21 protein-coding genes are annotated in these 26,254 nt (G+C 65.2%); 11 read left to right on the forward strand and 10 right to left on the reverse strand.

The window, feature by feature from the left end:
* Window positions 1-18: 18 nt before the first annotated feature.
* The 7 genes from ACE3RX_RS02445 to ubiD all read left to right on the forward strand — a co-directional run bounded on the left by ACE3RX_RS02445 (window position 19) and on the right by ubiD (window position 8,937).
* Window positions 19-669 carry a TetR/AcrR family transcriptional regulator gene (locus ACE3RX_RS02445; protein ID WP_374479954.1) on the forward strand — a complete coding sequence of 217 codons (651 nt, stop codon included), beginning with the start codon at window positions 19-21 and terminating at the stop codon, window positions 667-669.
* Window positions 666-1,799: an efflux RND transporter periplasmic adaptor subunit gene (locus ACE3RX_RS02450; protein WP_374479956.1), complete on the forward strand. Its 1,134-nt coding sequence runs from the start codon at window positions 666-668 to the stop codon at window positions 1,797-1,799. Before ACE3RX_RS02445 ends, ACE3RX_RS02450 begins: the two co-directional genes overlap by 4 nt.
* Window positions 1,796-4,975: an efflux RND transporter permease subunit gene (locus ACE3RX_RS02455; RefSeq protein WP_374479958.1), complete on the forward strand. Its 3,180-nt coding sequence runs from the start codon at window positions 1,796-1,798 to the stop codon at window positions 4,973-4,975. Before ACE3RX_RS02450 ends, ACE3RX_RS02455 begins: the two co-directional genes overlap by 4 nt.
* Before the next feature lie 83 nt (window positions 4,976-5,058).
* Complete coding sequence (locus tag ACE3RX_RS02460) at window positions 5,059-5,712, forward strand: protein-L-isoaspartate O-methyltransferase (RefSeq protein WP_374479960.1); 654 nt, start codon at window positions 5,059-5,061, stop codon at window positions 5,710-5,712.
* Between the two features lie 11 nt (window positions 5,713-5,723).
* On the forward strand, window positions 5,724-6,047 hold the full coding sequence (locus ACE3RX_RS02465) for a rhodanese-like domain-containing protein (protein WP_374479962.1): 324 nt from the start codon (window positions 5,724-5,726) through the stop codon (window positions 6,045-6,047).
* Window positions 6,048-6,073: 26 nt separating this feature from the next.
* A complete protein-coding gene (locus tag ACE3RX_RS02470) occupies window positions 6,074-7,390 on the forward strand; it encodes a TolC family outer membrane protein (protein WP_374479964.1) in 1,317 nt (438 codons plus the stop codon).
* Window positions 7,391-7,464: 74 nt separating this feature from the next.
* A complete protein-coding gene (gene ubiD / locus ACE3RX_RS02475) occupies window positions 7,465-8,937 on the forward strand; it encodes a 4-hydroxy-3-polyprenylbenzoate decarboxylase (RefSeq protein ID WP_374479966.1) in 1,473 nt (490 codons plus the stop codon).
* 41 nt (window positions 8,938-8,978) lie between these two features.
* Here the strand turns inward: ubiD and ACE3RX_RS02480 are convergent, their stop codons facing one another.
* The 8 genes from ACE3RX_RS02480 to tkt all read right to left on the reverse strand — a co-directional run bounded on the left by ACE3RX_RS02480 (window position 8,979) and on the right by tkt (window position 18,576).
* Window positions 8,979-9,464, reverse strand: a complete 486-nt coding sequence (locus ACE3RX_RS02480; RefSeq protein WP_374479968.1) for a hypothetical protein — start codon at window positions 9,462-9,464, stop codon at window positions 8,979-8,981.
* 6 nt (window positions 9,465-9,470) lie between these two features.
* Entirely contained in the window at window positions 9,471-10,568 is a 1,098-nt protein-coding gene (locus ACE3RX_RS02485) for a flavin monoamine oxidase family protein (RefSeq protein ID WP_374479970.1), read from the reverse strand.
* Window positions 10,569-10,784: 216 nt separating this feature from the next.
* Entirely contained in the window at window positions 10,785-11,369 is a 585-nt protein-coding gene (locus ACE3RX_RS02490; protein WP_374479972.1) for an alpha-ketoglutarate-dependent dioxygenase AlkB, read from the reverse strand.
* 4 nt (window positions 11,370-11,373) lie between these two features.
* Window positions 11,374-12,708 carry a (Fe-S)-binding protein gene (locus tag ACE3RX_RS02495; RefSeq protein ID WP_374479974.1) on the reverse strand — a complete coding sequence of 445 codons (1,335 nt, stop codon included), beginning with the start codon at window positions 12,706-12,708 and terminating at the stop codon, window positions 11,374-11,376.
* A gap of 118 nt (window positions 12,709-12,826) precedes the next feature.
* Window positions 12,827-13,990 carry a diguanylate cyclase domain-containing protein gene (locus ACE3RX_RS02500; protein WP_374479976.1) on the reverse strand — a complete coding sequence of 388 codons (1,164 nt, stop codon included), beginning with the start codon at window positions 13,988-13,990 and terminating at the stop codon, window positions 12,827-12,829.
* 175 nt (window positions 13,991-14,165) lie between these two features.
* Window positions 14,166-15,350, reverse strand: coding sequence for a phosphoglycerate kinase (locus tag ACE3RX_RS02505; protein ID WP_374479978.1), 1,185 nt, complete (start codon window positions 15,348-15,350; stop codon window positions 14,166-14,168).
* 67 nt (window positions 15,351-15,417) lie between these two features.
* Window positions 15,418-16,446, reverse strand: coding sequence for a type I glyceraldehyde-3-phosphate dehydrogenase (gene gap, locus ACE3RX_RS02510; protein ID WP_374479980.1), 1,029 nt, complete (start codon window positions 16,444-16,446; stop codon window positions 15,418-15,420).
* A gap of 99 nt (window positions 16,447-16,545) precedes the next feature.
* Entirely contained in the window at window positions 16,546-18,576 is a 2,031-nt protein-coding gene (gene tkt / locus ACE3RX_RS02515) for a transketolase (protein WP_374479982.1), read from the reverse strand.
* A 169-nt stretch (window positions 18,577-18,745) separates the two neighbouring features.
* Between tkt and ACE3RX_RS02520 the strand changes: the two genes are divergently transcribed.
* A complete protein-coding gene (locus ACE3RX_RS02520; RefSeq protein WP_374479984.1) occupies window positions 18,746-20,128 on the forward strand; it encodes a hypothetical protein in 1,383 nt (460 codons plus the stop codon).
* A gap of 4 nt (window positions 20,129-20,132) precedes the next feature.
* A complete protein-coding gene (locus ACE3RX_RS02525) occupies window positions 20,133-21,899 on the forward strand; it encodes an MORN repeat-containing protein (protein WP_374479986.1) in 1,767 nt (588 codons plus the stop codon).
* A gap of 146 nt (window positions 21,900-22,045) precedes the next feature.
* Here the strand turns inward: ACE3RX_RS02525 and ACE3RX_RS02530 are convergent, their stop codons facing one another.
* Window positions 22,046-22,921 (reverse strand): phosphoribulokinase, encoded by an 876-nt coding sequence (locus ACE3RX_RS02530; RefSeq protein ID WP_374479988.1) that lies wholly within the window; start codon window positions 22,919-22,921, stop codon window positions 22,046-22,048.
* Between the two features lie 143 nt (window positions 22,922-23,064).
* Entirely contained in the window at window positions 23,065-23,874 is an 810-nt protein-coding gene (locus tag ACE3RX_RS02535) for an inositol monophosphatase (RefSeq protein ID WP_374479990.1), read from the reverse strand.
* Window positions 23,875-24,007: 133 nt separating this feature from the next.
* Between ACE3RX_RS02535 and ACE3RX_RS02540 the strand changes: the two genes are divergently transcribed.
* Entirely contained in the window at window positions 24,008-24,748 is a 741-nt protein-coding gene (locus tag ACE3RX_RS02540; RefSeq protein ID WP_374480292.1) for a 16S rRNA (uracil(1498)-N(3))-methyltransferase, read from the forward strand.
* A complete protein-coding gene (gene pap / locus ACE3RX_RS02545; RefSeq protein ID WP_374479992.1) occupies window positions 24,741-26,228 on the forward strand; it encodes a polyphosphate:AMP phosphotransferase in 1,488 nt (495 codons plus the stop codon). The genes ACE3RX_RS02540 and pap overlap by 8 nt, the downstream gene beginning before the upstream one ends.
* Window positions 26,229-26,254 lie beyond the last annotated feature (26 nt).

The raw sequence follows: 26,254 nt of genomic DNA on the forward strand, positions 1-26,254 counted from the left end.
AGTCAGTAATCTAACGCCATGAGCGCAGTCACCCCCACCCGCCGCCAGCGCCGCAAGGAGGCGCGCCCATCCGAACTCGCCGCCGCGGCGCTGTCCCTGTTCATTGAAAAGGGCTTCGCGGCGACGCGCCTGGATGAGGTGGCGGCCCGCGCCGGGGTGTCGAAGGGCACGCTCTACCTTTATTTTGACAGCAAGGAAGCGCTCTTCAAGGCGGTTATCGAAGAAGGCGTGCTGCCGCTCTTCGATGAGATCGAAGCCAAGCTGGAGACCCTCAAGGACGACCCGGAGCGCTTGTTGAAGGAGATCCTCCTCGACTGGTGGGAGAAGGTCGGTCAGACCGATCTCGGCGGTATTTCCAAGCTGATCATCGCCGAGGCAGGCAATTTTCCAGAGGTCGCCCGCTATCACCATGAGGCCGTCATCGTGCGCTGGATGGCGCTGCTCGGGCGTGCCATCGACATCGGCATCGAGCGCGGCGTGTTCCGCCCGCTGGATGTGCCGACCTTGCGCCAACTGGTGTTCTTCCCGCTGCTGATGCTGTCCGTCTGGAAAAACTCGATGGCGGGCTGTACCGGGCCGGACCTGGTGTCCGACACCTATTTCGACACTTATTTCGACATGATCTTCCGCGGCCTGCTGGTCGCGCCTCGCGAGGAGTCCCCCCGATGATGCGTAGTCTGGCCCTGAGTATCCTTGCCGCGGCGTTGATGGCCGCTTGTTCGAAACCGGCGCCGGTGGCTGAGGCGCCGCGTCCGGTGGTCGTCCACAAGCTGGCCCTGGCGCCAGTTGCGGCCGGTGCGCTGTATGCCGGCGAGGTGCGGGCGCGCTATGAATCGGATCTGGCGTTCCGCATCACCGGCAAGATCATCGAGCGCCGTGTGGATGTGGGAACGGCGGTGAAGCCCGGCCAGGTGCTGGCCCGGCTGGATCCGAGCGATGCCGGTCTCAACGCGGAAGCGGCCCGCGCCCAGCTGGCGGCGGCGCAGAACGAATACGCTTTCGCGAAGGCCGAGGTCGAGCGCTATCGGGATTTGGTTGGCAAGAACTTCGTCAGCCGTAGCGTGCTGGACGCCAAGGAGTCGGCCTTCAAGTCGGCCGAGGCGCGCGTCGCCCAAGCCCGCGCCCAAGCGACGGTGGCCGGCAACCAGAGCGGCTACACGACGCTGGTGGCCGATCAGGCCGGGGTGATCACCGCGGTCAGTGCCGAGGTCGGGCAGGTGGTGAAGGATTCTTCAGTCGTCATGAAGCTGGCTCGCGACGGTGAGCGGGAAGTGCTGATCGCCGTGCCGGAAAGCCGCCTGTCGGCGCTGCGCGCCGCCAAGGACGTGGAAATCCGCCTGTGGGCCCAGCCCGACACGGCACTGCGTGGCAGGGTGAGGGAGATTGCGCCGAGCGCCGACGCGGCAACTCGCACCTACGCGGTTCGGGTGAGCATCATCTATCCGACCCCCGCGGTACAGCTGGGGATGACCGCAAACGTGGTACTGCCGGATGCCCAGGCCGCGGCCGGGGCGCTGCTGGTGCCGGCTGCGGCGGTCTTCGAGCATGACGGACGCAGTGCGGTGTGGGTGATGCAGGCCGAAGGCGCGCTGGTCAAGCCCGTGCTGCGACCGGTGACGGTGCGCCAGTACCGGGAGGATGGCGTGCTGATCGCCGACGGCGTGAAGCCCGGCGAAACGATCGCCGCCGCCGGCGTGCACAAGATCGTCGCCGGCCAGCTGCTGCAGCCGTTGGCGCCCAACCAGCCCGCGCCTGCGCCGGCTCCGGTCAGCGTGAAGGCGGCGGGGGGCGGCGCGTGAAGCACTTCAACCTGTCGGAATGGGCGCTGCGCCACCAGCCGCTGGTCCGTTACCTGATTGTCGCGCTGGCATTGGTCGGCATCCTGTCCTACCAGAAGCTCGGCCAGTCCGAGGATCCGCCTTTCACTTTCAAGGTGATGGTGGTGCGTACCGAATGGCCGGGGGCGTCGGCGCGGGAGACCGAGGAGCAACTGACCGACCGCATCGAGAAGAAGCTGCAGGAAGTCCCCAACGTGGACTACATGCGTAGCTATTCGCGGCCGGGCGAGTCGGTGGTGCTGTTCGTCGCCAAGGATTCGACTCCGTCCAAGGACGTGCCGGACATCTTCTACCAGGTGCGCAAGAAGATCGGCGACATCAAGGGCACGCTGCCGGCGGGTATCCGCGGGCCGTTCTTCAACGACGAGTTCGGCGATGTGTTCGGAAACATCTACGCGCTGACCGGCGATGGCTTCGACTACGCCCGCCTGAAGGCCGAGAGCGACAAGATCCGCGCCGAGCTGTTGCGGGTGCCCAATGTGGCCAAGGTGGACCTGATTGGTGAGCAGGAGCAGCGCATTTACGTGGAGCTGTCCAACACCAAGCTGGCCACCCTGGGGCTGGACGTGCAGACAGTGACTGACGCGCTGGCGCGCCAGAACGCAGTGGCTCCTGGGGGCTACTTCGAAACGAAGGACGAGCGCATCTACCTGCGCCCGAGCGGTGCTTACGACACCGTCGAGGCGATCCGCGAGACGCGCATCCAGGCCGGTGGGCGGGAATTCCGCATTGGCGATATCGCCACCGTCGCGCGGGGCTTTGTTGAGCCGCCGGCGCCGCGCTTCCGCTTTCGCGGCCAGGACGCCCTCGGTATCGGCGTGTCGATGGCCAAGGGCGGCGACATCATTGCTCTCGGTGGAGACTTGAAGGCGACCGTTGCGCGCATCCAGGCCCAGCTGCCGGTCGGCCTGGAGCTCACCGAAGTGGCCAGCCAGCCGGAGGCGGTGCAACGCTCGGTCAGCGAGTTCGTGCACTCCCTGAATGAAGCGGTGATCATCGTGCTGGTTGTGTGCTTCTTCTCGCTGGGCCTGCGAACTGGCCTGGTGGTGGCCCTGTCGATTCCGCTGGTGCTCGGCGTGACCTTCTTTGGCATGCGCCTGTTCGACGTGGGCCTGCACAAGATCTCCCTGGGTGCGCTGATCCTTGCGTTGGGTCTGTTGGTGGACGACGCGATCATCGCCGTCGAGATGATGCTGGTGAAGATGGAGCAGGGCTGGGAGCGCTCTAAAGCGGCCGCCTTCGCCTATACCAGCACGGCCGGTCCGATGCTGTCGGGCACGTTGGTGACGGTGGCCGGCTTCCTGCCGATCGCCACTGCCCAGTCGTCTACCGGCGAATACACCCGCTCGATCTTCCAGGTGAATGCCATTGCGCTGCTGGCGTCCTGGCTGGCAGCGGTGGTGGTGGTGCCTTATTTGGGCTATGTGTTGCTGCCCGACCCGCGGGCGCCGAAGAACACCAGCTGGTTCGCGCGCCGCTTCCCGCGCCTGGAGCGCTTCAAGGACCGCATCGGCCTGGGTGACCCGCATGTGGAAGGGGATGAGGACGCGGTGTTCCGCACGCCCTTTTACAACCGTTTCCGGGCCGTCGTGGATTGGTGTGTGGCGAAGCGTTGGGTGGTGATCGCCACGACGCTGGGGATTTTCGTCGCGGCGCTTGTCGGCTTCGGCCTCGTGCAGCAGCAGTTCTTCCCCAACTCGACGCGGCTTGAGCTGCTCATCGACCTGCGCCTGCCGGAAGGGGCCAGTCTGCGAGCGACCCAGGCCGAGGCGGAGCGGCTGGAGCGCATCCTCGACAAGGAGGAGGGCATCCAGAACTACGTGGCCTACGTGGGTACCGGCAGCCCGCGCTTCTACCTGCCGCTGGATCAGCAGCTGCCTGCCGCCAATTTCGCCCAGTTCGTGATCCTGACCGACAGCATCCCGGCCCGGGAGGCGCTGCGGGAGCGCATGATCGAACTCTTCAAGCGGGATTTCGCCAACCTGCGCGCCAACATCACGCGGCTCGAGAATGGCCCACCGGTGGGCTTCCCGGTGCAGTTCCGCGTCAATGGGCCAGACATTGCGACGGTGCGCCACTACGCCGGGGAGGTGGCCGGGGTGATGCGTGGCAATGCCAGCCTGTCCGACGTGCAGCTCGACTGGGACGAGCAGTCCAAAGTGCTGAAGGTCGAGGTGGATCAGCACAAGGCGCGCCTGCTGGGCTTGTCCACGCAGGATGTGGCCAACTTCCTGAACACCTCGCTGCGCGGCCTGGCGGCGACCAGTTACCGTGAGGGCATCGAGTCCATCGACGTGGTGCTGCGCGGCGATGCTTTCGAGCGCAACAAGCTGTCCCTTGTCGCCGAATTGGCGATCCCGACCCGCAGCGGCAAGTCCGTGCCGCTGGGCCAGGTGGCGACCGTCAGCTACGCCTTTGAACAGGGCCTGGTGTGGCGTCGCAACCGGGAGCCGAGCATTACCGTGCGCGGCCAGATCTACGACAGCCGCGTCCAGGCGCCGACCGTTACCGCCCAGGTGGAGCCGCTGCTTGAACCGATCAAGGCGCGCCTGCCGGCGGGCTACCGTATCGAGACTGGCGGCGCGGTGGAGGAGAGCGCCAAGGGGCAGAACTCGGTCAATGCCGGCTTCCCGCTGTTCCTCGGGGTGGTGTTTACGGTGCTGATGGTGCAGCTCAACAGCTTCTCGCGGACCGCGATGGTGGTGCTCACCGCGCCGCTGGGGTTGATTGGCGTCGTGCTGTTCCTGCTGCTCTTCAAGCAGCCCTTTGGCTTCGTCGCGATGCTCGGCACGATCGCCCTGTTCGGCATGATCATGCGCAACTCGGTGATCCTCGTCGATCAGATCGAGCAGGACATGCACAAGGGTTTGCCGGCCTGGAATGCCATCGTCGAATCCGCGGTGCGCCGCCTGCGGCCGATCGCGCTGACCGCGGCCGCGGCGGTGCTGGCGATGATCCCGCTGACCCGCAGTGCCTTCTTCGGGCCGATGGCGGTGGCGATCATGGGCGGGCTGATCGTTGCCACCTTGCTAACCCTGTTGTTCGTGCCGGCGCTGTACGCCGCGTGGTACCGGGTGAAGCCGGTGCCGGGCGACGGGAGTGCTACGGATGATCTGCGCAGTGCACAACTGAGCTAAAATTCGAAAGTTTTGTCGCAACCAATTCAGGCATGCAGATCATCAATATTAGCTTGTGCTAATATTTATCCGGGAGTCACACAATGAATTTCGAACAAGCACGATTCAACATGGTTGAGCAGCAGGTCCGCCCCTGGGAGGTTCTGGACTTCGGCGTCCTCGACCTGCTGATGAGCGTTCGCCGTGAAGAGTTCGTGCCGGAAGCGTACAAGTCTCTGGCCCTGTCGGAAGCCGAGATCCCCCTTGGCCACGGCGGCAGCATGCTGGTCCCGGTGATCGAAGGCAAGATCCTGCAGGCCATCCAGGTCAAGCGTTCCGACAAGGTTCTCGAAGTCGGTGCCGGCTCCGGCTACTTCGCCGCGCTGCTCGCCGCCAAGGCCGACTGGGTGCGTACCGTCGACATCGAGCCGGCGCTGGTCAACATGGCTCACGACAACCTCAAGCGCTACGGCGTGGAGAACGTCATCGTCGAGGAAGGCGATGCGGTGCGCGGCTGGGCCAGCAGCGCGCCCTACGACCTGATCGTGGTGTCTGGCGGCGTGCCGCAGATCGCCGATTCCCTGCTGGAGCAGGTCAAGGTAGGTGGCCGCCTGTTCGCCTTCGTCGGCGAAGCGCCGCTGATGACCGCAACCCTGGTGACCCGTGTGTCCGAAAGCCAGTTCCGCACCGAGTCGCTGTTTGAAAACCTGGTTCCGGCGATGCGCAACGCGCCGCAGAAGAGCCACTTCACCTTCTGAGCACAGCCCTGATGAATCACATCACCCCTCCGCAACTGGCCGAATGGCTGCAGGATGAAAATCGTCCTTCGCCCTTCCTGCTCGACGTCCGGGAGCCTTCGGAGTTCGAGTACTGTGCGATCCCGGGTTCGGTGCTGATGCCGATGGCCAGCGTGCCGGCGCGCATGCAGGAACTGGAGCCGGATGCGGAGATCGTGGTGATCTGCCATCACGGCGGCCGCAGCATGCAGGTGGCGATGTTCCTGGAGCGCCAGGGCTTCACCAACCTGATCAATCTGGCCGGCGGGGTTGCCCAGTGGGCGGCCCAGGTCGACCCGACCATGCCCCAGTATTGAGCGGTCGAACAGGGACGGAGCACGGGATGAAGCGTCTTGCGATGGCAATGGTGGCGGGGCTGTTGGCGGCGGGTGCGTCGGCGGCGGATCTGGAGCAGGTCTATCGCGATGCCTTGGCCTACGATGCGCCGCTGGCCGCGGCCCGGGCTTCCCTGGCCGCCGGACAGGAAAAGTTGCCGCAGGGGCGTGCCGGACTGCTGCCATCCATTGGCTTGTCCGGGAACACCACCTGGAATGACATGGACCCGCGTCGTCCGGCGGGCTCTTCAGTCGGCTTCAACAGCCACGGATGGCAGGTGCAGCTGACGCAACCCTTGTTCCGCTGGCAGAACTGGGTGCAGTTCAAGCAGGGAGAGATCCAGGTGGCGCTGGCCGAGGTGCAGTACCGCCAGGCCCGCCAGGATCTTGCCTTGCGCGCGTCCCAGGCCTATTTCGACGTGCTGGCCGCTCAGGATGTACTGGCGGCCGCAAGTGCCCTGCACGAAGCGAACAGCCAGCAACTCGAGTTGGCGAAGAAGAGCTTCGAGGTGGGCACTGTGACGATTACCGACGTACACGAGGCCCAGTCCCGGGCTGACCTGTCGTCGGCACAGATGATTGCTGCTGACAGCGATCTGGCCGTCAAGCGCCATGCCCTGTCGGTGCTGACTGGCAAGGACGTAGATGGCCTGAAGGGACTGCGCAAGGGCGTCACGCTGAGCCGTCCGGAGCCGGGAGACGTCCAGTCCTGGGTGGCGGCCTCGGAAGGCGGCAATCTCTCCGTGCAGGCGGCCCAGCTGGGTGTGGAACTGGCTGGGCGCGAGGTGGAGCGCAACCGCGCCGGCCACTTGCCGACAGTGGACCTGGTGGCCAGCCGCGGCAATACCGTTTCGTCGACGGCAGCCTTCATGCCGACTGCGCCAGTCCGTTACGACATTGATTCCACTGTGATCGGCGTGCAGGTGGCGGTGCCGCTGTTTCAGGGCGGGGCGACGAGTTCCCGCGTTCGCGAGACGATGGCGCTGCGCGACAAGGCGGGCGCAGATCTCGATAACGCACGCCGAAATTCCGCACAGGGAGCCCGCCAGGCTTACCTCGGTGTGACCAGCGGCCTGGCCCAGGTGAAGGCCTATGAGGCGGCGCTGGTGTCATCCACCTCGGCCCTCGATGCCAACAAGCTCGGCTACGACGTGGGTGTGCGCATCAACATCGACGTGCTGAATGCCCAGAGCCAGCTTTACGACACCCAGCAGCGGCTGGCCAAGGCCCGCTACGATACGCTGCTCGCCCAGCTGCGCCTGAAGGCGGCGGCAGGCACCCTCGGCGACGAGGACATCAAGGCGGTGAACGCCTTGCTGGACTGAACTACCCGGTATCCGGGCAAGGAACGGCCGCAGCAGCGGCCGTTCGCATTTCAACCCTTCCTGTCATTCCTTCCATGCGATACACCGACCTGCGGGATTTCATCAGCCAACTGGAGCGTCTCGGCGAGCTCAAGCGGATCAAGACTGAAGTCGATCCGCACCTGGAAATGACGGAGATCTGCGACCGCGTGCTGCGAGCAGGCGGTCCGGCGATCCTCTTCGAGAACCCCAAGGGCCATCGCGTGCCGGTGCTGGCCAATCTGTTCGGCACACCGCAGCGGGTGGCGCTGGGAATGGGCGAGAGCGGGGAGGACTGGCAGGGGGCCTTGCGCGAGGTCGGCAAGCTGCTGGCCTTCCTGAAGGAGCCGGAGCCGCCGAAGGGTCTCAAGGACGCGTGGGACAAGCTGCCCGTATTCCGTCAGGTGCTCAACATGTCGCCGAAGACGGTGTCGTCGGCCCCCTGCCAGGAGGTGGTGAAGGAAGGCAAGGACGTGGATCTCGCCGACCTGCCGATCCAGCATTGCTGGCCGGGTGATGTGGCGCCGCTGATCACCTGGGGCCTAGTGGTGACCCGCGGCCCCAACAAGACCCGCCAGAACCTGGGCATCTACCGCCAGCAGGTGCTCGGATCCAACAAGGTCATCATGCGCTGGCTGGCCCATCGTGGCGGTGCGCTGGATTTCCGCGACCACCAACTGGCGAATCCGGGTCAGCCCTTCCCGGTGGCGGTGGTGCTTGGCTGCGATCCGGCGACTATCCTCGGCGCGGTGACGCCGGTGCCGGACAGCCTGTCTGAATACCAGTTCGCCGGCCTCTTGCGCGGCGCCAAGACCGAGTTGGTGAAATGCCTGGGCTCCGACCTGCAGGTGCCGGCTTCCGCCGAGATCGTGCTGGAAGGCGTGATCCATCCCGGAGAAACAGCCCTCGAAGGGCCTTACGGCGATCACACCGGTTACTACAACGAGCAGGCCGAGTTTCCGGTGTTCACCATCGAGCGCATTACCAGCCGGCGCGACCCGATCTACCACAGCACCTACACCGGCAAGCCGCCCGACGAGCCGGCGATGCTGGGTCTGGCCCTCAATGAGGTCTTCGTGCCGCTACTGCAGAAGCAGTTCACCGAGATCGTCGACTTCTATCTGCCGCCGGAGGGCTGTTCGTACCGGCTGGCCGTGGTCAGCATAAAGAAGCAGTATCCGGGGCACGCCAAGCGCGTGATGTTCGGCATCTGGAGCTTCCTGCGTCAGTTCATGTACACCAAGTTCATCATCGTGGTGGACGACGATGTGAACATCCGTGACTGGAAGGAAGTGATCTGGGCGCTGACCACTCGCATGGATGCGACGCGGGACACCACGCTGGTGGATAACACGCCGATCGATTACCTGGATTTCGCCAGTCCGGTCGCCGGGCTGGGTTCGAAGATGGGCCTCGATGCGACCAACAAGTGGCCGGGCGAGACCCAGCGGGAATGGGGGACGCCTATTGTCATGGACGCGGCCATCAAGGCGCGGGTCGATGCCATGTGGAGCGAGCTGGGGCTCTGACGGTCAGCCGCCGTTCCGTGGGCTGGATTGCCGCCCGTCTTTCAGGCGGCCGCGCTCGCCATCTCGTGGTGGCCGGTGTCCACCAGCAGGTCGTTGGCGGTCAGCGCGAAATCCTTCCATGCGGCGGCCAGCTCCCGGCGCATTTCCAGCTGGTAGACCACGCTGGGCAGGTGCTCTTCGGCAAAGTTGGAGATTGCGCAGGAGCTGCGGTTGAAGCGTAGCGCGTCGTCCAGCAGGGCTTCGCAAAAGCCCTGGAAGGGCTCCAGGATGCGTAGTGTAAGCTCCGACCAGCCGCGCTCCACGCGGACGCCACGGCTGTCGAAGGGCAGTTCGTAAAGCATTTCCAGCGCTTCGCGGAAGAGCGCTGCGGCCGTGTCGAGAATGGCCTGCTGGGTCAGGTGCTGGCGCCGCTGGGCCGACAGGTTGCGATGCAGGGTGATCCGGTAGCGGTCGAAGCTCTGCTTGCGCTGCTTGGCTACCCAGGCGGCAAAGCGGGCGACGCACAGGTCGTTGGTTCCGATGCTCATGGTGTTTCAGTTCATCAGGGCCCGGTCGAGGGCCAGTTCCTTGAGGATGCGGCCGGCTGCCTCAAGGGCGCCTTCCATGTAGCCGCCACCGTAGCCGGCTGTTTCCGAGCCGCCGAAGTAGAGCTTGTCGTTCCAGTGCGAGAGACGGAGGGCTCGGTTCCCGTATTCGGGGTGACCGTCCGGCGGGGTTTGGTCGAGGAGGCTGCAGGTATAGGCTTCTGATGACCAGTCCTGGATGAACGGCGTGCTGCGCTCGGCGGCGGCGCCAAACAGTTGCACCAGTTGGCTGCGCACAAGCATCGGAAGGCCGCTGCGGAAGGATTCCCGCAGGGCCGGCGGCAGTGCGACGAAGCCGCCCAGGGCGGTGCGGCCGGCCGGCTCGTCACTGGCATCGAAGACCTCGGCCAGCGCCGCCTGCGGGTGGGTGATGAAGGCGTTGCCGGTGTGGCCGGCGTCACGCCAGAAGGGGCGTTCGAAGCCGCAGATAGCCTTGGCACTGCCGGCCATCCAGGTGGGTGTGTCGCGCAGGACCTGGCGCAGCGGTGCGGCTAGGGCTGGCGAGAAATCCACTCTTTCTTCGAGCAGGCGCGGCGGGACGGCCAGCGCCACATGACGAGCGCGCACGGTGACGGGTTCGTAACCGCGGAGAAAATTCAGCTCCACGTGATCGCCGCAGTTGCGGACGGCCATCAGCACGTGCCCGAAATGCAGGCTGTGGCGGGGCAGGCGTTTGGCGAGGGCGGTGACCAGCGCGCCGAGGCCGCCGGACACGCGGCGGGCACCACCGTGGACCGGACCCGCGGACAGGGTGGTTGGGCCGGTGCCGGGATCCTTGAGATGGAGCAGAGTTTCTCCGTCGGTCTGGGCGAACTGCTTCAGCCCGAGGTCGGCGATCAGTCGGGTGATGCGGGGCTGGCTGTCTGGCCAGAACCAGGTGGGACCCAGGTCGGCGGGCAGCCCTGGGGTCGCCGCGTCGCTGGACAGGATGCGGCCGCCAAGACGCGTGCGGGCTTCGAACAGGGCGAAGTCTTCGCCGCGCGAGGCGAGGCCATTGGCGACTGCCAGTCCGCATAAGCCGCCGCCAACTATGACCGTATCCAACATGCTGTTGCTCCGGATGATCGTTATGGCGGCATGATCAGCAAACTTCGTTCCATCTCCCCAGGGCAACAGTGATTCATTGTTAAGTGCATGAATCTAAAAAATTTGTTTCCCGTCGATGCCTTCATTAAAACCATGTTGATATGTCGGTTTTATGTCTGCGGGAGGCATTCCCGCACCGTTGTAGGTTGACGCGCTTTTCCGATTGGTGCGCGAATGTCATGTTCCGCCATACACCCGACGGAATGTCAGGTTGAGGCGCGGACTCATGACGCAAGGATCCTCGAGGACGGCGTGTTCCCATTTCTGTTGGAAAGGGGAGTCCATGACCAGCAGGGTGCCGGCGGGAAGGGCGATGTGCCGGGCTTCGCCCTGGGGGCGCGGCCGGACCGAGAAGCGGCGAGTGGCGCCTAGGCTCAGGGAGGCAATGGCCGGGTCTGGCCCCAGATCGGGTTCGTCGTCGGCGTGCCAGCCTACGGAATCCTGGCCGTCACGGTAGAGGTTGAGCAGGACCGCGTTGAAGTGCAGTCCCGAAATCTGTTGGATTTGTTCGCGCAGGGCCTGCAGCGTCGGTGTCCATGCATGGGAATTGTGCAGGTTGTCCGCGTAGCGGTAGTCGATGCCGGGATCCGCATACCAGGCCTGCAGTCGGGGCAGTGAGAAGCGTCGCCCGGCGGCAAGGTAGCAGCCATCGTTCCACTGCGTTTCGGTGAGCAGGCTGTGGAACAGCCGATCAGCGTCGTTCTCTTCGAAGATCCGACCAATGCGTAGCTGCGGGAGGGACGGCGTCGAACTGATCAGCATGCGCTCAGGTCAGTGCGCGTTCGAGCAGGATGGCCACGTGTTGGGCCTGTCGCCCGGCCCCTTCGAGGATCTGGTGCCGGCAGGAGAAGCCATTGGCGAGCACGGCGGCGTCGGGGGCCCTGCGCAGTGCCGGCAGGAGATCCAGTTCGGCCATCTGCAGGGAGATGTCGCGGTGTTCGGCGTCGAGGCCAAAGCTGCCAGCCATGCCGCAGCAACTGCTCTCGATGAACTCGAACTCGAAGTCGGGAATCAGGCGCAGCACTTTGCGCAGGGACTTCATCGCGCCAACTGCCTTCTGGTGGCAATGGCCGTGCACCAGGGTCTTGCCGCCTGGCAGGGGCTTCAGTTCAAGTTGCAGGTGCTTGCGGTCGTGTTCGCGGGCGATGAATTCCTCGAAAAGGTAGACCTGCTTGGCGAGCTTCTCCGCGTCGCTGCCGAGGCCCAGTTTGAGGTGATCGTCGCGCAGGGACAGGATGCAGGAAGGCTCCAGCCCGACGATGGGGGTGCCCGCCTCCAGGGCCGGGCGCAGCGCCGCGTGCATGCGGCTGGCTTCGGCGCGGGCCGCGTCGACCTGGCCGAGGGACAGATAGGTGCGGCCGCAGCACAGGGGCCTTGAGGGGTGGCTATCGTCGGCGCTGGGTTCTAGGCTGGTGACACGGTAGCCGGCGGCCGTCAGGACGGTGTGGGCGGCTTGTGCGATCTCCGGCTCGAAGTGACGGGCGAAGGTGTCCACGAGAAGGATCACTTCCCGTCCGTCAGGATTGCTGGCGACAGGGGGGCGGTAGGCTTGCGGGCTGGGTTCAGGCAGCCTGCGCCGGGCGGAGATGCCCAGCCAGCGCTCACCGAGGTTGGCCAGCAGGGGCAGGCGGTTACGCAGTCGCACCAACTGGCGCAAGATCTGGCGGTGGTTCAGCAGCCGGGGTAGCGAGGCGAAGAGTGTGTCCCGGCGTGGTGTGCCGAGGGCCAGGTTGCGTTGGGCCTGGTATTCAATCTTGATGGCTGCCATGTCCACCTGATTGGCGCATTCGCGCTTGCAGCCCTTGCAGCCGACGCACAGGTCCATCGCGGTGGCCAGCCGCTCGTCGCCGAAGGGCGCGTCGCCCAGTTCGCCATTGAGGGCCGCCTTCAGCAGCAGTACCCGTCCCCCCGGGGACTGGCCGGGCGCGTCGGTGGCACGGAAGCTGGGGCACATGACGCCCTTCGGCTTGCGCTGGCACAGGCGGTCGTTGATGCAGACCGCGACCGCCTTGGCAAAATCGCCACCACTGGCCGGTATCCCGGCATAGGCGTCGCCCTGCCCGGCGGTTTCATAAGATGACCAATCCAGTTGATGTTTCATCACTCTCTCCGTAACGGAGAGAGTAAGCAAACCGGGTGCCAGAGGTCTTTCTTATAAAGATCAGTACTTTGTGTGTGGTGTCTGTGTCGCGTCTACGACAATTGGGCAGGGGGCGGGTTCAGGCAACGTGCCAGCGGTTGCCACCGGCGCCCTTGGCCGTGTACATGGCCTGGTCGGCGAGGGCGAGCAGGTGGTTCAGATCGTAGCCATTGTCGGGGTAGCAGGCCACGCCGATGCTGATTCCCAGGCGGCAGCCGGGAAAGTTGCCACTGGGCAGGGCCACCACGGTGGCGATGAGGCGCTCGCAGAACAGCGCGATATCCTTGTCCCCGTGCAGGGCGGGGCACAACATCACGAACTCGTCGCCGCCAATCCGAGCAACGATGTCGGTAGCCCGTGCGGCGGTCTCGAAGCTGTCGGCGAGGCTGATCAGGATCTGGTCACCCGCCAGGTGGCCGAAGTTGTCGTTGATCGGTTTGAAGCCGTCCAGGTCAAGCATCAGCAGCGTGCCGGACTGGGCGTCGATGGCGGCGCGGGACAGAATCCCTTCCGCAGCCTCGACGAAGGCCTTGCGGTTGGCGATGCCGGTCAATGGGTCGTGACGCGCCATTTCCCGCCAGCGGCGGCTGTCGGCTTCCACGCTGCGGTACTTGCCGAGCATGCCAAAGATGATCAGCAGGAAATTGGCGAGGGCCAGCACGAAGGCGCCGGTCTGGATGCCCCGTAGTTCGCGGGTGCGATGCACTGATTCCTGTTCGAGCTCCGAGGTGAGGGTGTTCATCAGGCCAAGGATCTCCCGATTGTGGCGCACCATGTAGTCCGCCGCAAAACTCAGTTCGCCGGCGTCGGGGGGGCGCGACTGGTTGGCCGAGGCGGCGATATGTTCCAGTGGTGCGATCAGCTTGCGTGCCGTGGCAACCGCGCCTGCCCCGGCGCCGTGGACCCTGTCCAGCTCCAGCAGCCGGCCATCGCCGCCCAGGGTGTCGCCGCCGTCGGAAAATGCATTCAGGGTGCGACGGAACAGGTCGAATGCCTCGCTGAACTCTTGGCGGGCGGCATCGACATTTCCGTTGCCGGTGGTGGCCAACAACAGGGCCTTGGTGGTCTGTTGCGACAGCATCCGCTGGCGGCCAGCCAGGTTGATGGCCACCGCGTCACGGGCGACCTGATCGGCAATCCACAGGTTGATCAGCAGTACGGTCAGATCGAGGGCCACGAACATCACGATGGCAGCCATCAGGCGGCGGGGCGATCCAAGCAGGGCGCTTACCGGAATTGGCATGAATCCTGTCCTTCGTGCGTTCGGGACGGCCGGTGGGTACTGGGGAATACTGGGTGAATTATCGTCAACGAATGCCTATTTTGAAGCGTGCCATTCGGGTAATGCGACCGCGGGCGGCAAAAAATGAAAATGCGGCCCGGATGGGCCGCATTCAGGCATGCACTGGGAGATGCGCTCAGTCGTTGTAGCGAGCCTCAAGTGCAGCGATGGCCGGCAGGGTCTTGCCTTCAAGGAACTCCAGGAAGGCGCCACCACCGGTCGAGATGTAGCCCACGTCGTCGGCGATGTGGAACTTGGCGATGGCAGCCAGGGTGTCACCGCCGCCGGCGATGGAGAAGGCCTCGGAGTGGGCGATGGCGGAGGCCATCATCTTGGTGCCGCCAGCGAACTGGGGCAGTTCAAAGACGCCAACCGGGCCGTTCCAGACCACGGTGCCGGCATTGGCGATGATTTGGGACAGCTTGGCAGCTGCCTTCGGGCCGACGTCGAGGATGCGGTCGTGGGGGCCGACGTCATCGACGGAGACCTTGTTGGCGCGGGCCATGGCGGACACTTCGTCGGCGACGACGACGTCTTCGGGCAGCGGCACTTCAGCGCCGCGGGCCTTCATGATGTCCATGATGGCCTGGGCTTCCTTGACCAGTTCGGGTTCGGCCAGGGATTCGCCGATGCGCTTGCCGGAGGCCAGCAGGAAGGTGTTGGCGATGCCGCCGCCGACGATCAGCTGGTCAACCTTGTCGGCCAGCGACTTCAGGATGGTCAGCTTGGAGGACACCTTGGAGCCACCGACGATGGCCACCAGCGGGCGGGCCGGGGCATGCAGAGCCTTGCCGAGGGCGTCGATCTCCGCGCCCATCAGGATGCCGGCGCAGGCGACCGGCGCGAACTTGGCGATGCCATGGGTGGTGGCTTCGGCGCGGTGGGCGGTGCCGAAGGCGTCATTCACATAGACGTCGCACAGGGCGGCCATCTTTCGTGCGAGCTCTTCGTTGTCCTTCTTCTCGCCCTTGTTGCAGCGGCAGTTCTCGAGCAGTACGACCTCGCCGGCGGCGACGTCGAAACCGCCGTCCACCCAGTTCTGGATCAGGCGTACCGGCTTGCCGAGCAACTGACCGAGGCGCACGGCCACCGGCGCCAGCGTGTCATCGGCCTTCAGCTCACCCTCGGTCGGACGACCCAGGTGCGAGGTGACCATCACTGCCGCACCGCCGTCGAGGGCGTACTTGATGGACGGGATCGAGGCGCGGATGCGGGTGTCTTCGGTGATGTTGCCGGCGTCGTCCTGGGGCACGTTGAGGTCGGCGCGGATGAAAACCTTCTTGCCCTTGACGTCGAGGTCGGTGAGTTTCTTGACTTGCATGATGATGTTCTACGTGTCGTCGGATGTGAAAACGCCCCGCACAGGGCGGGGCGTCGATACGGCGGAATTACTTGGCGTTGACGAAGGCACGGGCCGCGTCGAGCATGCGGCAGGAGTAGCCCCACTCGTTGTCGTACCAAGCCAGCACCTTGACCAGCACGGAGCCGTCTTCGCCCTTGATGACGCGGGTCTGGGTGGCGTCGAAGGTGGAGGAAACGGTGGTGTGGTTGAAGTCGGAAGACACCAGCGGCTCGGTGTTGACGGCCAGGATGCCCTTCAGCGGGCCGTTGGCCGCGGCGGTCATCAGCTCGTTGATCTCTTCCTTGGTGGTGGCGCGCTCGGCGGTGAAGGTGAGATCGACCAGCGAGACGTTGATGGTCGGCACGCGCAGCGCGAAGCCATCGACCTTGCCGGCGAGCTGCGGCAGCACCAGGCCGACGGCCTTGGCGGCGCCGGTCTTGGTCGGGATGATGTTGGCGGCGGCGGCACGGGCGCGACGCAGATCCTTGTGGCGGACGTCCACGGTCACCTGGTCGTTGGTGTAGGCGTGGATGGTGGTCATCAGGCCCTGCTTGATGCCGACGCTGTCGGCCAGGATCTTGGCGACCGGGGCCAGGCAGTTGGTGGTGCAGGATGCGTTGGAGACGACGGTCATGTCGCCCTTCAGGACCTCTTCATTCACACCCATGACGATGGTGGTGTCCACGTCGTCACCGCCGGGGGCGGAGATCAGCACGCGCTTGGCGCCCTGCTCGAGCAGCGCGGCAGCCTTGGCCTTGGTGGTGTAGGCGCCGGTGCACTCCAGCAGCACGTCCACGCCGTGGGTGCCCCAGTTCACGCCCTTCGGATCCTTGGTGGAGTAGAACGGGATCTTCTTGCCGTCGATGATGATGACGTTGTCGCCTTCGGTTTCCACGGAGGTGGCGAAGCGGCCATGGGTGGTGTCGTACTTCAGCAGGTGGGCGTTGGTGGCCAGATCGCCGGAGGCGTTGATGGCGACCACGTCGAACTCGTTTTGCAGACCCTGCTCGTAAATGGCGCGCAGCGTGCAGCGGCCGATACGACCGAAACCATTGATGGCAACTTTGATGCTCATCGACTCTTCTCCCTAGTGTAAATGCACGAAACCGAAACTTCCGGGCCTGCGCCGCCTATCTTGAGGAGGCGCAGGCCTTGATTGAGGTTTGCCGAAAGGTCAGGCGATGACCTTCTTGACCGCGGACACCACGGCCTCGGCGGTGACGCCGAAATACTTGAACAGCTCGCCGGCCGGGGCGGATTCGCCGAAGCGATCCACGCCGATGACTTCGCCTTCGAGGCCGACATACTTACGCCAGCCGTCGGTGACGCCTGCTTCGACGGCGACCCGCGGCAGCCCCTTGGGCAGCACGGACGCGCGGTAGGTGGCATCCTGACGGTCGAAGACATTGGTGCTGGGCATGGAAACGACCCGTACGGCGATGCCTTCTTCGGCGAGCCGCTTCTGGGCGGTCAGCGCCAGCGCCACTTCCGAACCGGTCGCTATGATAACGGCTTGCGCCTTGCCTGCCTGTGAACCAGTGCCTGAATCGGACAGGACGTAGCCGCCGCGGCGGATATTGGAGACCTGTTCGGCATCGCGCGGCTGGAAGGGCAGGTTCTGGCGGGAGAAAGCGAGGGAGCTCGGGCCCTCGGCGCGTTCGATTGCCGCCGCCCAGGCCACCGCCGATTCGGTGGTATCACAGGGGCGCCAGACATCCATGTTGGGGATCAGGCGCAGGGTGGCGGTCTGTTCGACCGGCTGGTGGGTCGGGCCGTCTTCACCGAGGCCGATGGAGTCGTGGGTGAACACGAAGATCTGGCGCACCTTCATCAGCGCCGCCATGCGCAGGGCGTTGCGGGCGTATTCGCTGAACATCAGGAAGGTGGCGGTGTAGGGCACCAGGCCGCCGTGCAGCGCGATGCCGTTGGCGATGGCAGCCATGCCGAACTCGCGCACGCCGTAGTACACGTAGTTGCCGCCGCTGGTCTTGCTGATGCCCTTGGCACCGGACCACAGGGTCAGGTTGGAACCGGCCAGGTCGGCGGAGCCGCCGAGGAGTTCCGGCAGCTTGGGCGCGAAGGCTTCGATGCTGTTCTGGCTGGCCTTGCGGGTGGCGATGGTTTCACCCTTGTCGGCGACCTTGGCCAGCACGGCGTCCACATGAGCAGACCAGTCGGCGGGCAGTTCGCCGGCCATGCGGCGGGTGAATTCGGCGGCGAGTTCGGGGAAGGCTGCGGCGTAGGCAGCGAAGCGGTTGTTCCACTCGCCTTCCAGCACAGCGCCCTTTTCTTTGGCGTCCCAGGCGGCGTAGACGTCGGCCGGCACTTCGAAGGGCGGGTGGTTCCAGCCGATGTAGGCGCGGGCAGCCTCGATCTCGGCATTGCCCAGCGGGGCGCCGTGCACGTCGTGGCTGTCCTGCTTGTTGGGGGCGCCGGCGCCGATGATGGTCTTGCAGCAGATCAGGCTGGGGCGGCCGGTTTCGGCCTGGGCGGCCTTGAGGGCAGCCTCGATCTCGACGGGGTCGTGGCCCTGTACCTCACGGACTACATGCCAGCCATAGGCTTCGAAGCGCTTGGGGGTGTCGTCGGTAAACCAGCCCTCTACGTGGCCGTCGATGGAGATGTTGTTGTCGTCGTAGAAGGCGATCAGCTTGCCAAGACCCCACGTGCCGGCCAGCGAACAGGCTTCGTGGGAGATGCCTTCCATCAGGCAGCCGTCACCGAGGAAGACGTAGGTGTAATGGTTGACGATCTCGTGGCCGGGACGGTTGAAGTCGGCCGCGAGGATCTTCTCGGCCAGCGCCATGCCGACCGCGTTGGTGATGCCTTGGCCGAGGGGGCCGGTGGTGGTTTCGACGCCGGGGGTGTAGCCGACTTCCGGGTGGCCGGGGGTGCGGCTGTGCAGCTGGCGGAAGTTCTTGAGGTCGTCGATGGACAGGTCGTAGCCGGTCAGGTGCAGCAGGGCGTAGATCAGCATCGAGCCGTGGCCGTTGGACTGCACGAAGCGGTCGCGATCGGCCCACTTCGGGTTTGCCGGATTGTGGCGCAGGTGGCGGCGCCACAGCACCTCGGCAATTTCGGCCATGCCCATCGGGGCGCCCGGGTGGCCGGAGTTGGCCTTCTGGACGGCGTCCATGGCCAGCGCGCGGATCGCGCCAGTCAGGGGGTTGAAGACGGGCAGCTTGACGTTACGCGTAGAAGACATCGAAGAACCTTCGGCCGGGGGAGCGGCGCGCAAAGACCGTAATTATCTTTGATTTCCGGGTACTTGGGTAGCCTTGCGGGGGGATAAGTGCGATCCGGGGCAAGGGGCGCGACGTCGCGAAAACTACGGCATAATCAGGGCTCTACATTTGCTTACATTCGTCCCGTCGATGTCCTTGCGCCTCCTTGCCGTGGCCGCCCTGTCGTGGGTGGCGCTGACCCTGAGCGGCTGCAGCTCGGTCAAGTACACCGTCGATGATGGCCGCAAGGTGAACGAGACCCTGCTCGCCAATCTGCGTCTGCTCGGCCATGGCGAACGTGCCTTGCGGCCGGCCATCGTGCGTTCGGCGGCATTGAAGGATCCGGACTGCAGCCACCAGTGGGAGTTGCCGTTCAGCGTAGCGACCAGCTATGAATGGGACGAGGACGACCGCGTGGCCTGGGTGCGGGCGCTGCAGGTGGACGAGCGTCTCACCATCGTCGGTGCTGCACCGGACTCGGGCTTGCAGGTCGGTGACAAGCTGGTCGAGCTAAAGGGCTACAGCCGTCGGGATGCCAACAAGATGCTGGCCGAGCTGGCTGAACTGCGCGACGGCGGCAAGCCCTTTCCGGTCAAGACGGCCGCGGGCAAGATCGTGATGATCAAGCCCCTGCAGGTGTGCCGTGGCTATGCGCGCCTGGCGCCGCCGGTCACGCCGACCTACCAGGATTACCACTGGTTGATGAGCATCTATCCGCTGACGGTGTTCAGCCCCCAGATCAGTCCAGATGAGGCGCTGTGGATGGTGCTGTGGACCCAGGGGCTGTCCGAGGAGGGCGGGGCGCGGATGAAGACTTACCATTACACCAAGGAGATCGTGTCGACGCTGTTCGAGATCGCCACGCTGGCCACCGGTCTCAATGCGGCGGCGCAGGCCGCCAAGGTGGCGGTCGATCAGGCGGCGCAGGCTGCAGCTGCTGCGGCGGCCAAGTCGGCGGGCGAAGCCATCGCGAAGCAGGCCCTGCAGGAGGCGGCCCGCAGCATCGCCGAGCAGGCTGGCAAGGAATACGCGCAGAAAGTGGGCGAGGAGATCGCCAAGTCGGCGGGGCGCCAGCTCGGCAGTGTGTTGCGGGACAGCTTCATGGCGCGGGTCGGCATGTCGGTGTCCAGCCTGTCGTGGGTGGCGACAACAGCTTTCGACGATGCGGACCGCTGGGCCTACGACCGCATCGGCAAGCTCGGCGGGGACCCGCTGGCCGGTGCGACGCTGCATCAGAAGCTCCTGGATGCCAACACGATCAGCAATCCCTTCGTCTTCGATGAAGATCGCCTCCAGCGTTATGCCGCCCTGGCTCGCCAGACCCAGCGGGAAGAAATGCTGGCGGCGGTGCTGAAAGGCGAGTCCCTGGACGTGTTTGCGCTGAAGCTCGACGATCTGCAGAGCGCTTCGGAGGAGAGCGGTCAGATGGCCCTGCAAATGGCCAGTGACGATGCCCCGCTGGCGGCCGGAGCGGTGCATGGCGGGCTGATCGATGCGATGCTGAGAATGCCTTTGGAATCGGGTGGAGATTGAGTTGATGAACACGATGCATAGTCGGGGGCTGCTGGCGTGCCTGTTTGCCATGGCTGGGAGCGTGGGGGCCCAGCAGGCCATGCCGGAGGCGTCTGGCGGTATGCCCGAGGCGTCGGTTGGCGTGGCGGCCGATTGCCCCGTGCTGTTGCAGGAGGCCGAGGCACATTTCGAGCAGGGCCACCAGGCCGCATCCGCCAAGCGTTGGAAGGAGGCGCAGCAGCAACTGCGTAGTGCCAGTGGCGAATTTCTGAAGGTGGCGACAGCCTGTCCGACGTTGGCCACGCAGGCCAACCGGCAAGGGGATCGGGCCACCAGCGAGCTGAAGCTGGTCGAGGCAGCCATCAGCCATCAGGGTGAATGCTTGCCGCGTTTCGACAAGGCACTGGACCTGGATCTTCGTGCTGCCGCGGCCAAGTCGGACAAAGGCGATCCGGCGGAAGTCGAGCGCCTGCTCGCCGAGGCCGAAACCACCTGGCGGGAGGCGGTGGCGGTGTGCCAGTCACCCCATCGGGAGAAAGCCGACAAGAGCCTGGCCGCCACGGTCAAGGTGCGCACCGCGAACGCCGAGTTGCTGAGCTCGGGGCCGGCCTGCGATGCCGCCTGGAAGAACGCCTCGGCGCTCATCGATTACGCCAAGGGGGCGTGGCGGGACAAGCGCTGGGACGATGCCGCGATGCTCTACGGCAAGGCAGTGATGGCCTGGGAAGGGGCCGCCGACAAGTGTTCCGGCACCCGGCAGCAGCAGGCCCAGCGCAAGGTGGAGCAGACCCAGATCGATGCGCACAACGCCGAGTTCTGCGGCCCGCTGTGGGATGGCGCCACCGATCTGAGCCAGCGCGTGAAGGGCGCTGGTAACGGTGTGTCGGCGACAGAGAAGGATCAGTTGTCGATGAGGGCCGAGGTGGCCTGGCGCGATGCGTCGACTCAGTGCCGTGGCAATCCGCAGAACCTGGCCCGCAGCAATGCGGATGCGCTCGCCCGCGAGCGGGGTACGCCACTGCCGGCCAATGCGCAGGCCTTGTACGGGACTCGCCGACCGGCTTCGGTCGTCGAGCCGGTTGCGGTCAAGACTTCCGTGGCGGCGACCGCGACAGCGGTGACGCCGAGCGCGGCTACGGTGCTTCCGGTTGCCAGGGAGGTGGTCAGGACGGCTGTCGAGACGACTGCGCTGGCACCCGCTGTTGCGGCGCCTGTCGCCAAGGTGGCCGATGCACCGCAAGCTGGCGTTCGCAAGGAGGCGCCGGCCGAAACCACGCTGGTGGCCGGTGATACCACCTACAAGGGGCATTTCACGATGGATCCCAAGAGCGGCGTCGTGAGCGGCACGGGCACCGTCGAGTGGGCCAATGGCGAGCGCTTCAGCGGCACGCTGGTAGACGGTCGGCGCCAGGGCAAGGGGCGCTTCAATTGGGTCGGCGGCCAGTGGTACGAAGGTGACTGGGCCGACGACCGGGCGGTTGGTTACGGCACTATCCAGTTCCCGGGCGGCAATCGCTATGAAGGGGCAGTGGCGGACGGCGAACCGGCTGGCCGGGGCACGCTGATCTTCGCCTCGGGGGATCGCTATACCGGCGATTTCGTCCGCGGTCTCTTCCAGGGGCAGGGCAGCTATGCCTGGAAGAACGGCAACCGCTACGACGGTGCCTGGCACCTTGGCAAGAAGCATGGCCGCGGCCGCCTGACCTGGGCCTCCGGTGAGGCCTGGGAAGGGGAGTTCCGCGACGACCTTAAGACCGAAGCCGGCCAGAGCATTGCGGCCGCCGCCCATTGAGGAGGGGGTTGGCCGAGCCTACCCGCTGATCAGGCGCGCACGCTGCTGTCTTGCCCAGATGCTCTGCCGTGGTTGGCGAATTCATCCGCCAACCAGTCCCGCCCATTTCGTGGGGGCGAATTGATTCGCCCGCGGACTCTTTCAGCTCACACCCACTGGCGGCGGCGTTCCATCAGTTTCCAGATCAGCGGCGTGAGGATCAGCTGCATCGCCAGGTCCAGCTTGCCGCCCGGCACCACGATGGTGTTGGCGCGGGACATGAAGCTGTCGTGGATCATGCGCAGCAGGTAGGGGAAGTCCACCCCGCGTGGATCGCGGAAGCGGATGATCACCATTGATTCGTCGGCGGTCGGGATGTCGCGGGCGATGAAGGGATTGGAGGTGTCGACCATCGGCACCCGCTGGAAGTTGATGTGGGTGTGGGAGAACTGCGGCACGATGTAATGCACGTAGTCGTGCATGCGGCGCAGGATGGTTTCCTGCACGGCTTCCAGCGAGTAGCCGCGGGTCTTGGTGTCCCGGTGGATCTTTTGTATCCACTCCAGGTTGGTGATTGGAACGACGCCTATCAGCAGGTCCGCGTGCCGGCAGGTGTTGACCTTGTCGGTGATCACCGCGCCATGCAGGCCTTCGTAGAACAGACAGTCGGTGTCCGGCGGCAGTTCTTCCCAAGGCGTGAAGTCGCCCATCTTGAGGCCGCGGCGGGTGGCTTCCTCGGCGCTGTGCAGATAGAAGCGTCGTTTTCCGCCGCCGGATTCGCCGTAGGTTCGGAACAGTTGCTCCAGTTCCTCGAGCAGGTTGGCTTCCGGGCCAAAGTGGCTGATGCCGCGCCGGCCCTGGCTTTCAGCCTCGATGATGAGGTCGCGGATCTCCTCTCGCGTGTAGCGGTGGAAGCTGTCGCCCTCGATAACCGCGGCATTGACCTTTTCCCGCCAGAAGATGCCTTCGAAGGTGTGCTTCACCGTGGTGGTGCCGGCGCCTGACGAGCCGGTTACCACGATGATCGGGTGCTTCATGGACATGGGGTTGCTCTCGAAAGTGAATGGTTTTGGCACAGGGCACGGTGGCATGGCCTGTGCCAAAAGCGCTCAACTTCCGGTGTAAAGCCGGGTGTCGCGGTGTTGCAGCAAAAATCGGGCCTTTTTGACGGAGGCCCGAATGCGGCTCAGGAGTGGGTGTTGAGCCAGACCCGCCACTGGTCGAACAGGGCGGGGCTGGCCGCGGCGATTACGGAGCGCTTGATGGCTGGGCCTGCGGTCAGCGGCGTACCTCCGAGGGTGCTGTAGCAGCCACCGGCCTCCTCGAGGATCAGGCGGCCGGCCGCGTAGTCCCATAGCATCTGGCCGCCGTGGATATAGACGTCCAGGCGGCCGGCGGCCACGTAGCACCATTCGAGGGCGCTGGAGCCGAAGTTGCGCTGGGAGTAGTACGGGGGGCGGACGGCCAGCTCGTCGCCGAGGTGATGGCTGATGCGCTTGAAGTCCACCCCGGCCACCGCATCCTTCAGGCGGGTGGTCGGGCTGCGCAGGGGCAGCGACACGTCGTTGAGCCAGGCGCCAGCCCCGCGGCCGGCATAGAAGGCCTCGTCAGTGACCGGGTTGTAAACCACGCCGAGCTGGGTCTTGTGATTGACCAGGTAGGCCACCGCCACGCCGAAGAAGGGGATGCCGTTGGCGAAGTTGGTGGTACCGTCGATCGGGTCGATGACCCACAGGCCGTCCATGCCGGCTTGCCACACGCGGCCCTGCTCCTCGGCGGTCATTTCCTCGCCGAGCACTGGGGCCGGGATGAGCTGCGGCAGGCGCTCGACGAGGGCCGCCTGGGAGGCCAGGTCGGCTTCAGTGAGCACGCTGCCGTCGGCCTTGTGCTCGCGCACGGCACGCAGGTAGCGGGGCAGGATGGTCTCGCGGGCCATCTGGCGCACCAGTTCGGCGAGGGAGCGGGCGAGTTCGAGGCGTTGGGCACTGGTGGTCATCGGGCGGCCCGTTGGACGGTGAAGGTGCGGCTGCCCCAGGATGGGGGCAGGGCGATGATCGGAAGCGTGGTGAGACGGATCGGCATTTTGTTTCAATCCCGTTTAAACACGCGGTTTTGCGGATAATAGCATGATGAATCCGCGCTTCTTCTGCCCTGACGGGCTCGCTCCCGACAGCGATATGCCCCTGCCTGCCGACGTTGCCCACCACGCCGAGCGCGTGTTGCGGCTGGCTGTCGGCGATGAAATCGTGCTCTTCGACGGTCGAGGTGGCGAATGCGCCGCGACCCTGCAGGCCCTGGGCAAACAGCCGTTGGCCCGCCTTGGCCCGCGTCTGGAGGTGGAGCGGGAATCGCCGCTGGCAATCACGCTGGTGCAGGCGTTGGCAAGTGGCGACAAGATGGACTGGATCGTGCAGAAAGCGGTGGAGCTGGGCGCGGTGGCAGTGCAACCGGTGGCGGCCGAGCGTTCAGTGCTGAAGCTGTCCGGTGAGCGGGCAGCCAAGCGGGTGGCCCACTGGCAGCAGGTGGCGGTGTCGGCCTGCGAACAGTCCGGGCGCAACCGCGTGCCGAAGATCGCCGAGATACTGCCCCTCAACAAGTATCTGGCACAGGCGGTGGAGGGAACCCGGCTGATCCTGGCGCCGGGCGCAGCGGGCGCGCTGGCCCGCAAGTCCCGTCCTTCGGGGCCGCTGCATGTGCTGATCGGCCCGGAAGGCGGTTGGTCGCCGGGGGAGTTGACCCTGGCCGAACGGGCCGCTTGCGAGCCGCTGGCGCTTGGCCCCCGGGTCTTCCGTACTGAAACCGCCGGCCTGGCGGCGCTGGCTGCCCTGCAGACCCTTTGGGGCGACTTCCCGGGAGAAGGCAATGTTTGAATCCGCCGAGCTTGGCCACCGGCTGTCGAAGGCCGATTACGAGCAGATCGAACCTCAGCTGCGTACCGACCTGCTGGACGTGCAGTTCGAACTGCTCGAGAGCAAGGGGTTTGCCGCGGTGATCCTGATCAACGGGATCGACGGTGCCGGACGTGGCGAGACGGTCAATATCCTCAACGAGTGGATGGACCCGCGCCACATCGAGGTGCATGCCTTCGACAAGCCGACCGATGAGGAGCGTGAGCGCCCCTTCCTGTGGCGCTTCTGGCGTGCCCTGCCGCCGCGGGGCAAGATTGGCGTGCTGTTCGGCAACTGGTATTCCGAAGCCATCGGCGACCGGGCCTTCGGGCGCATCAAGAAGGCGCGCCTCGACCAGCAACTGGCCGAGTTCAATCGGTTCGAGGCGATGCTGGCGGCCGAGGGCGTGTTGTTGATCAAGTTCTGGTTCCATCTGTCCAAGCAGGCACAGAAGAAGCGCCTTAAGGCGCTGGAGGCGAATCCGGAAACCCGCTGGCGGGTGAGGGATGCGGACCGGGAGGTCTACGAGGAATACGACCGCTACAAGGACGTGGCGGAGCATGTGTTGCGCCAGACCAGTACCGGCATCGCGCCGTGGGTGATCGTGGATGGTTCGGATCCGCAATACCGTGCGGTGCAGGTCGGGCGGACCCTGCTGGAGGGCTTGCGCCGCCGTTGCGATCATGTCGCGCGCGGCTATCGGACCCGCCAGACGGCGGCGCCGCTGGCTTCGTCGGTGGATGAGCGCAACCTGCTGAATGCGCTGGTACTCAACCAGCCGCTGGACAAAAAGGACTACGACAAGCAGCTCGAACGGTTGCAGGGGCGCCTTGCGCTGGCTGTGCGCAGCGAGGCTTTTGCGAACCGCAGCCTGGTGCTGGTGTTCGAAGGCATGGACGCTGCGGGCAAGGGCGGGGCGATCCGGCGCGTCACCCAGGCCCTGGATACGCGCCAGTACCACATCACCCCGATCGCCGCACCCAGCGAGGAAGAGCGTGCGCAGCCTTACCTGTGGCGCTTCTGGCGCCGCCTGCCCCGGCAGGGCCGGGTGGCGATCTTCGATCGCTCCTGGTACGGCCGGGTGCTGGTGGAGCGGGTCGAGGGCTTCTGCTCGGAGGCGGACTGGATGCGCGCCTACGCAGAGATTAATGATTTCGAGGACCAGCTCGTGTCGGCGGGAGCAATCGTCGTCAAGTTCTGGCTGTCGATCAGCGATGAGGAGCAATTGCGGCGTTTCAAGGCCCGAGAGGAACAGTCCTTCAAGCGCTACAAGCTGACCGAAGAAGACTGGCGCAACCGCGAGAAGTGGCCGCTCTACGAGCCCGCCGTATGCGACATGATCGATCGCACAAGCACGGAAACTGCGAACTGGACACTGGTCGAAGCGGACAATAAATATTACGCTAGGGTAAAAGTGCTGCAGACCCTGGTGGACAAACTGGAGCTGGCACTGCAGAAATGAAAGAAGTGCAAAATAAAATATTGCGT

Source organism: Zoogloea sp., assembly GCF_041914405.1.
Lineage (GTDB): Bacteria > Pseudomonadota > Gammaproteobacteria > Burkholderiales > Rhodocyclaceae > Zoogloea.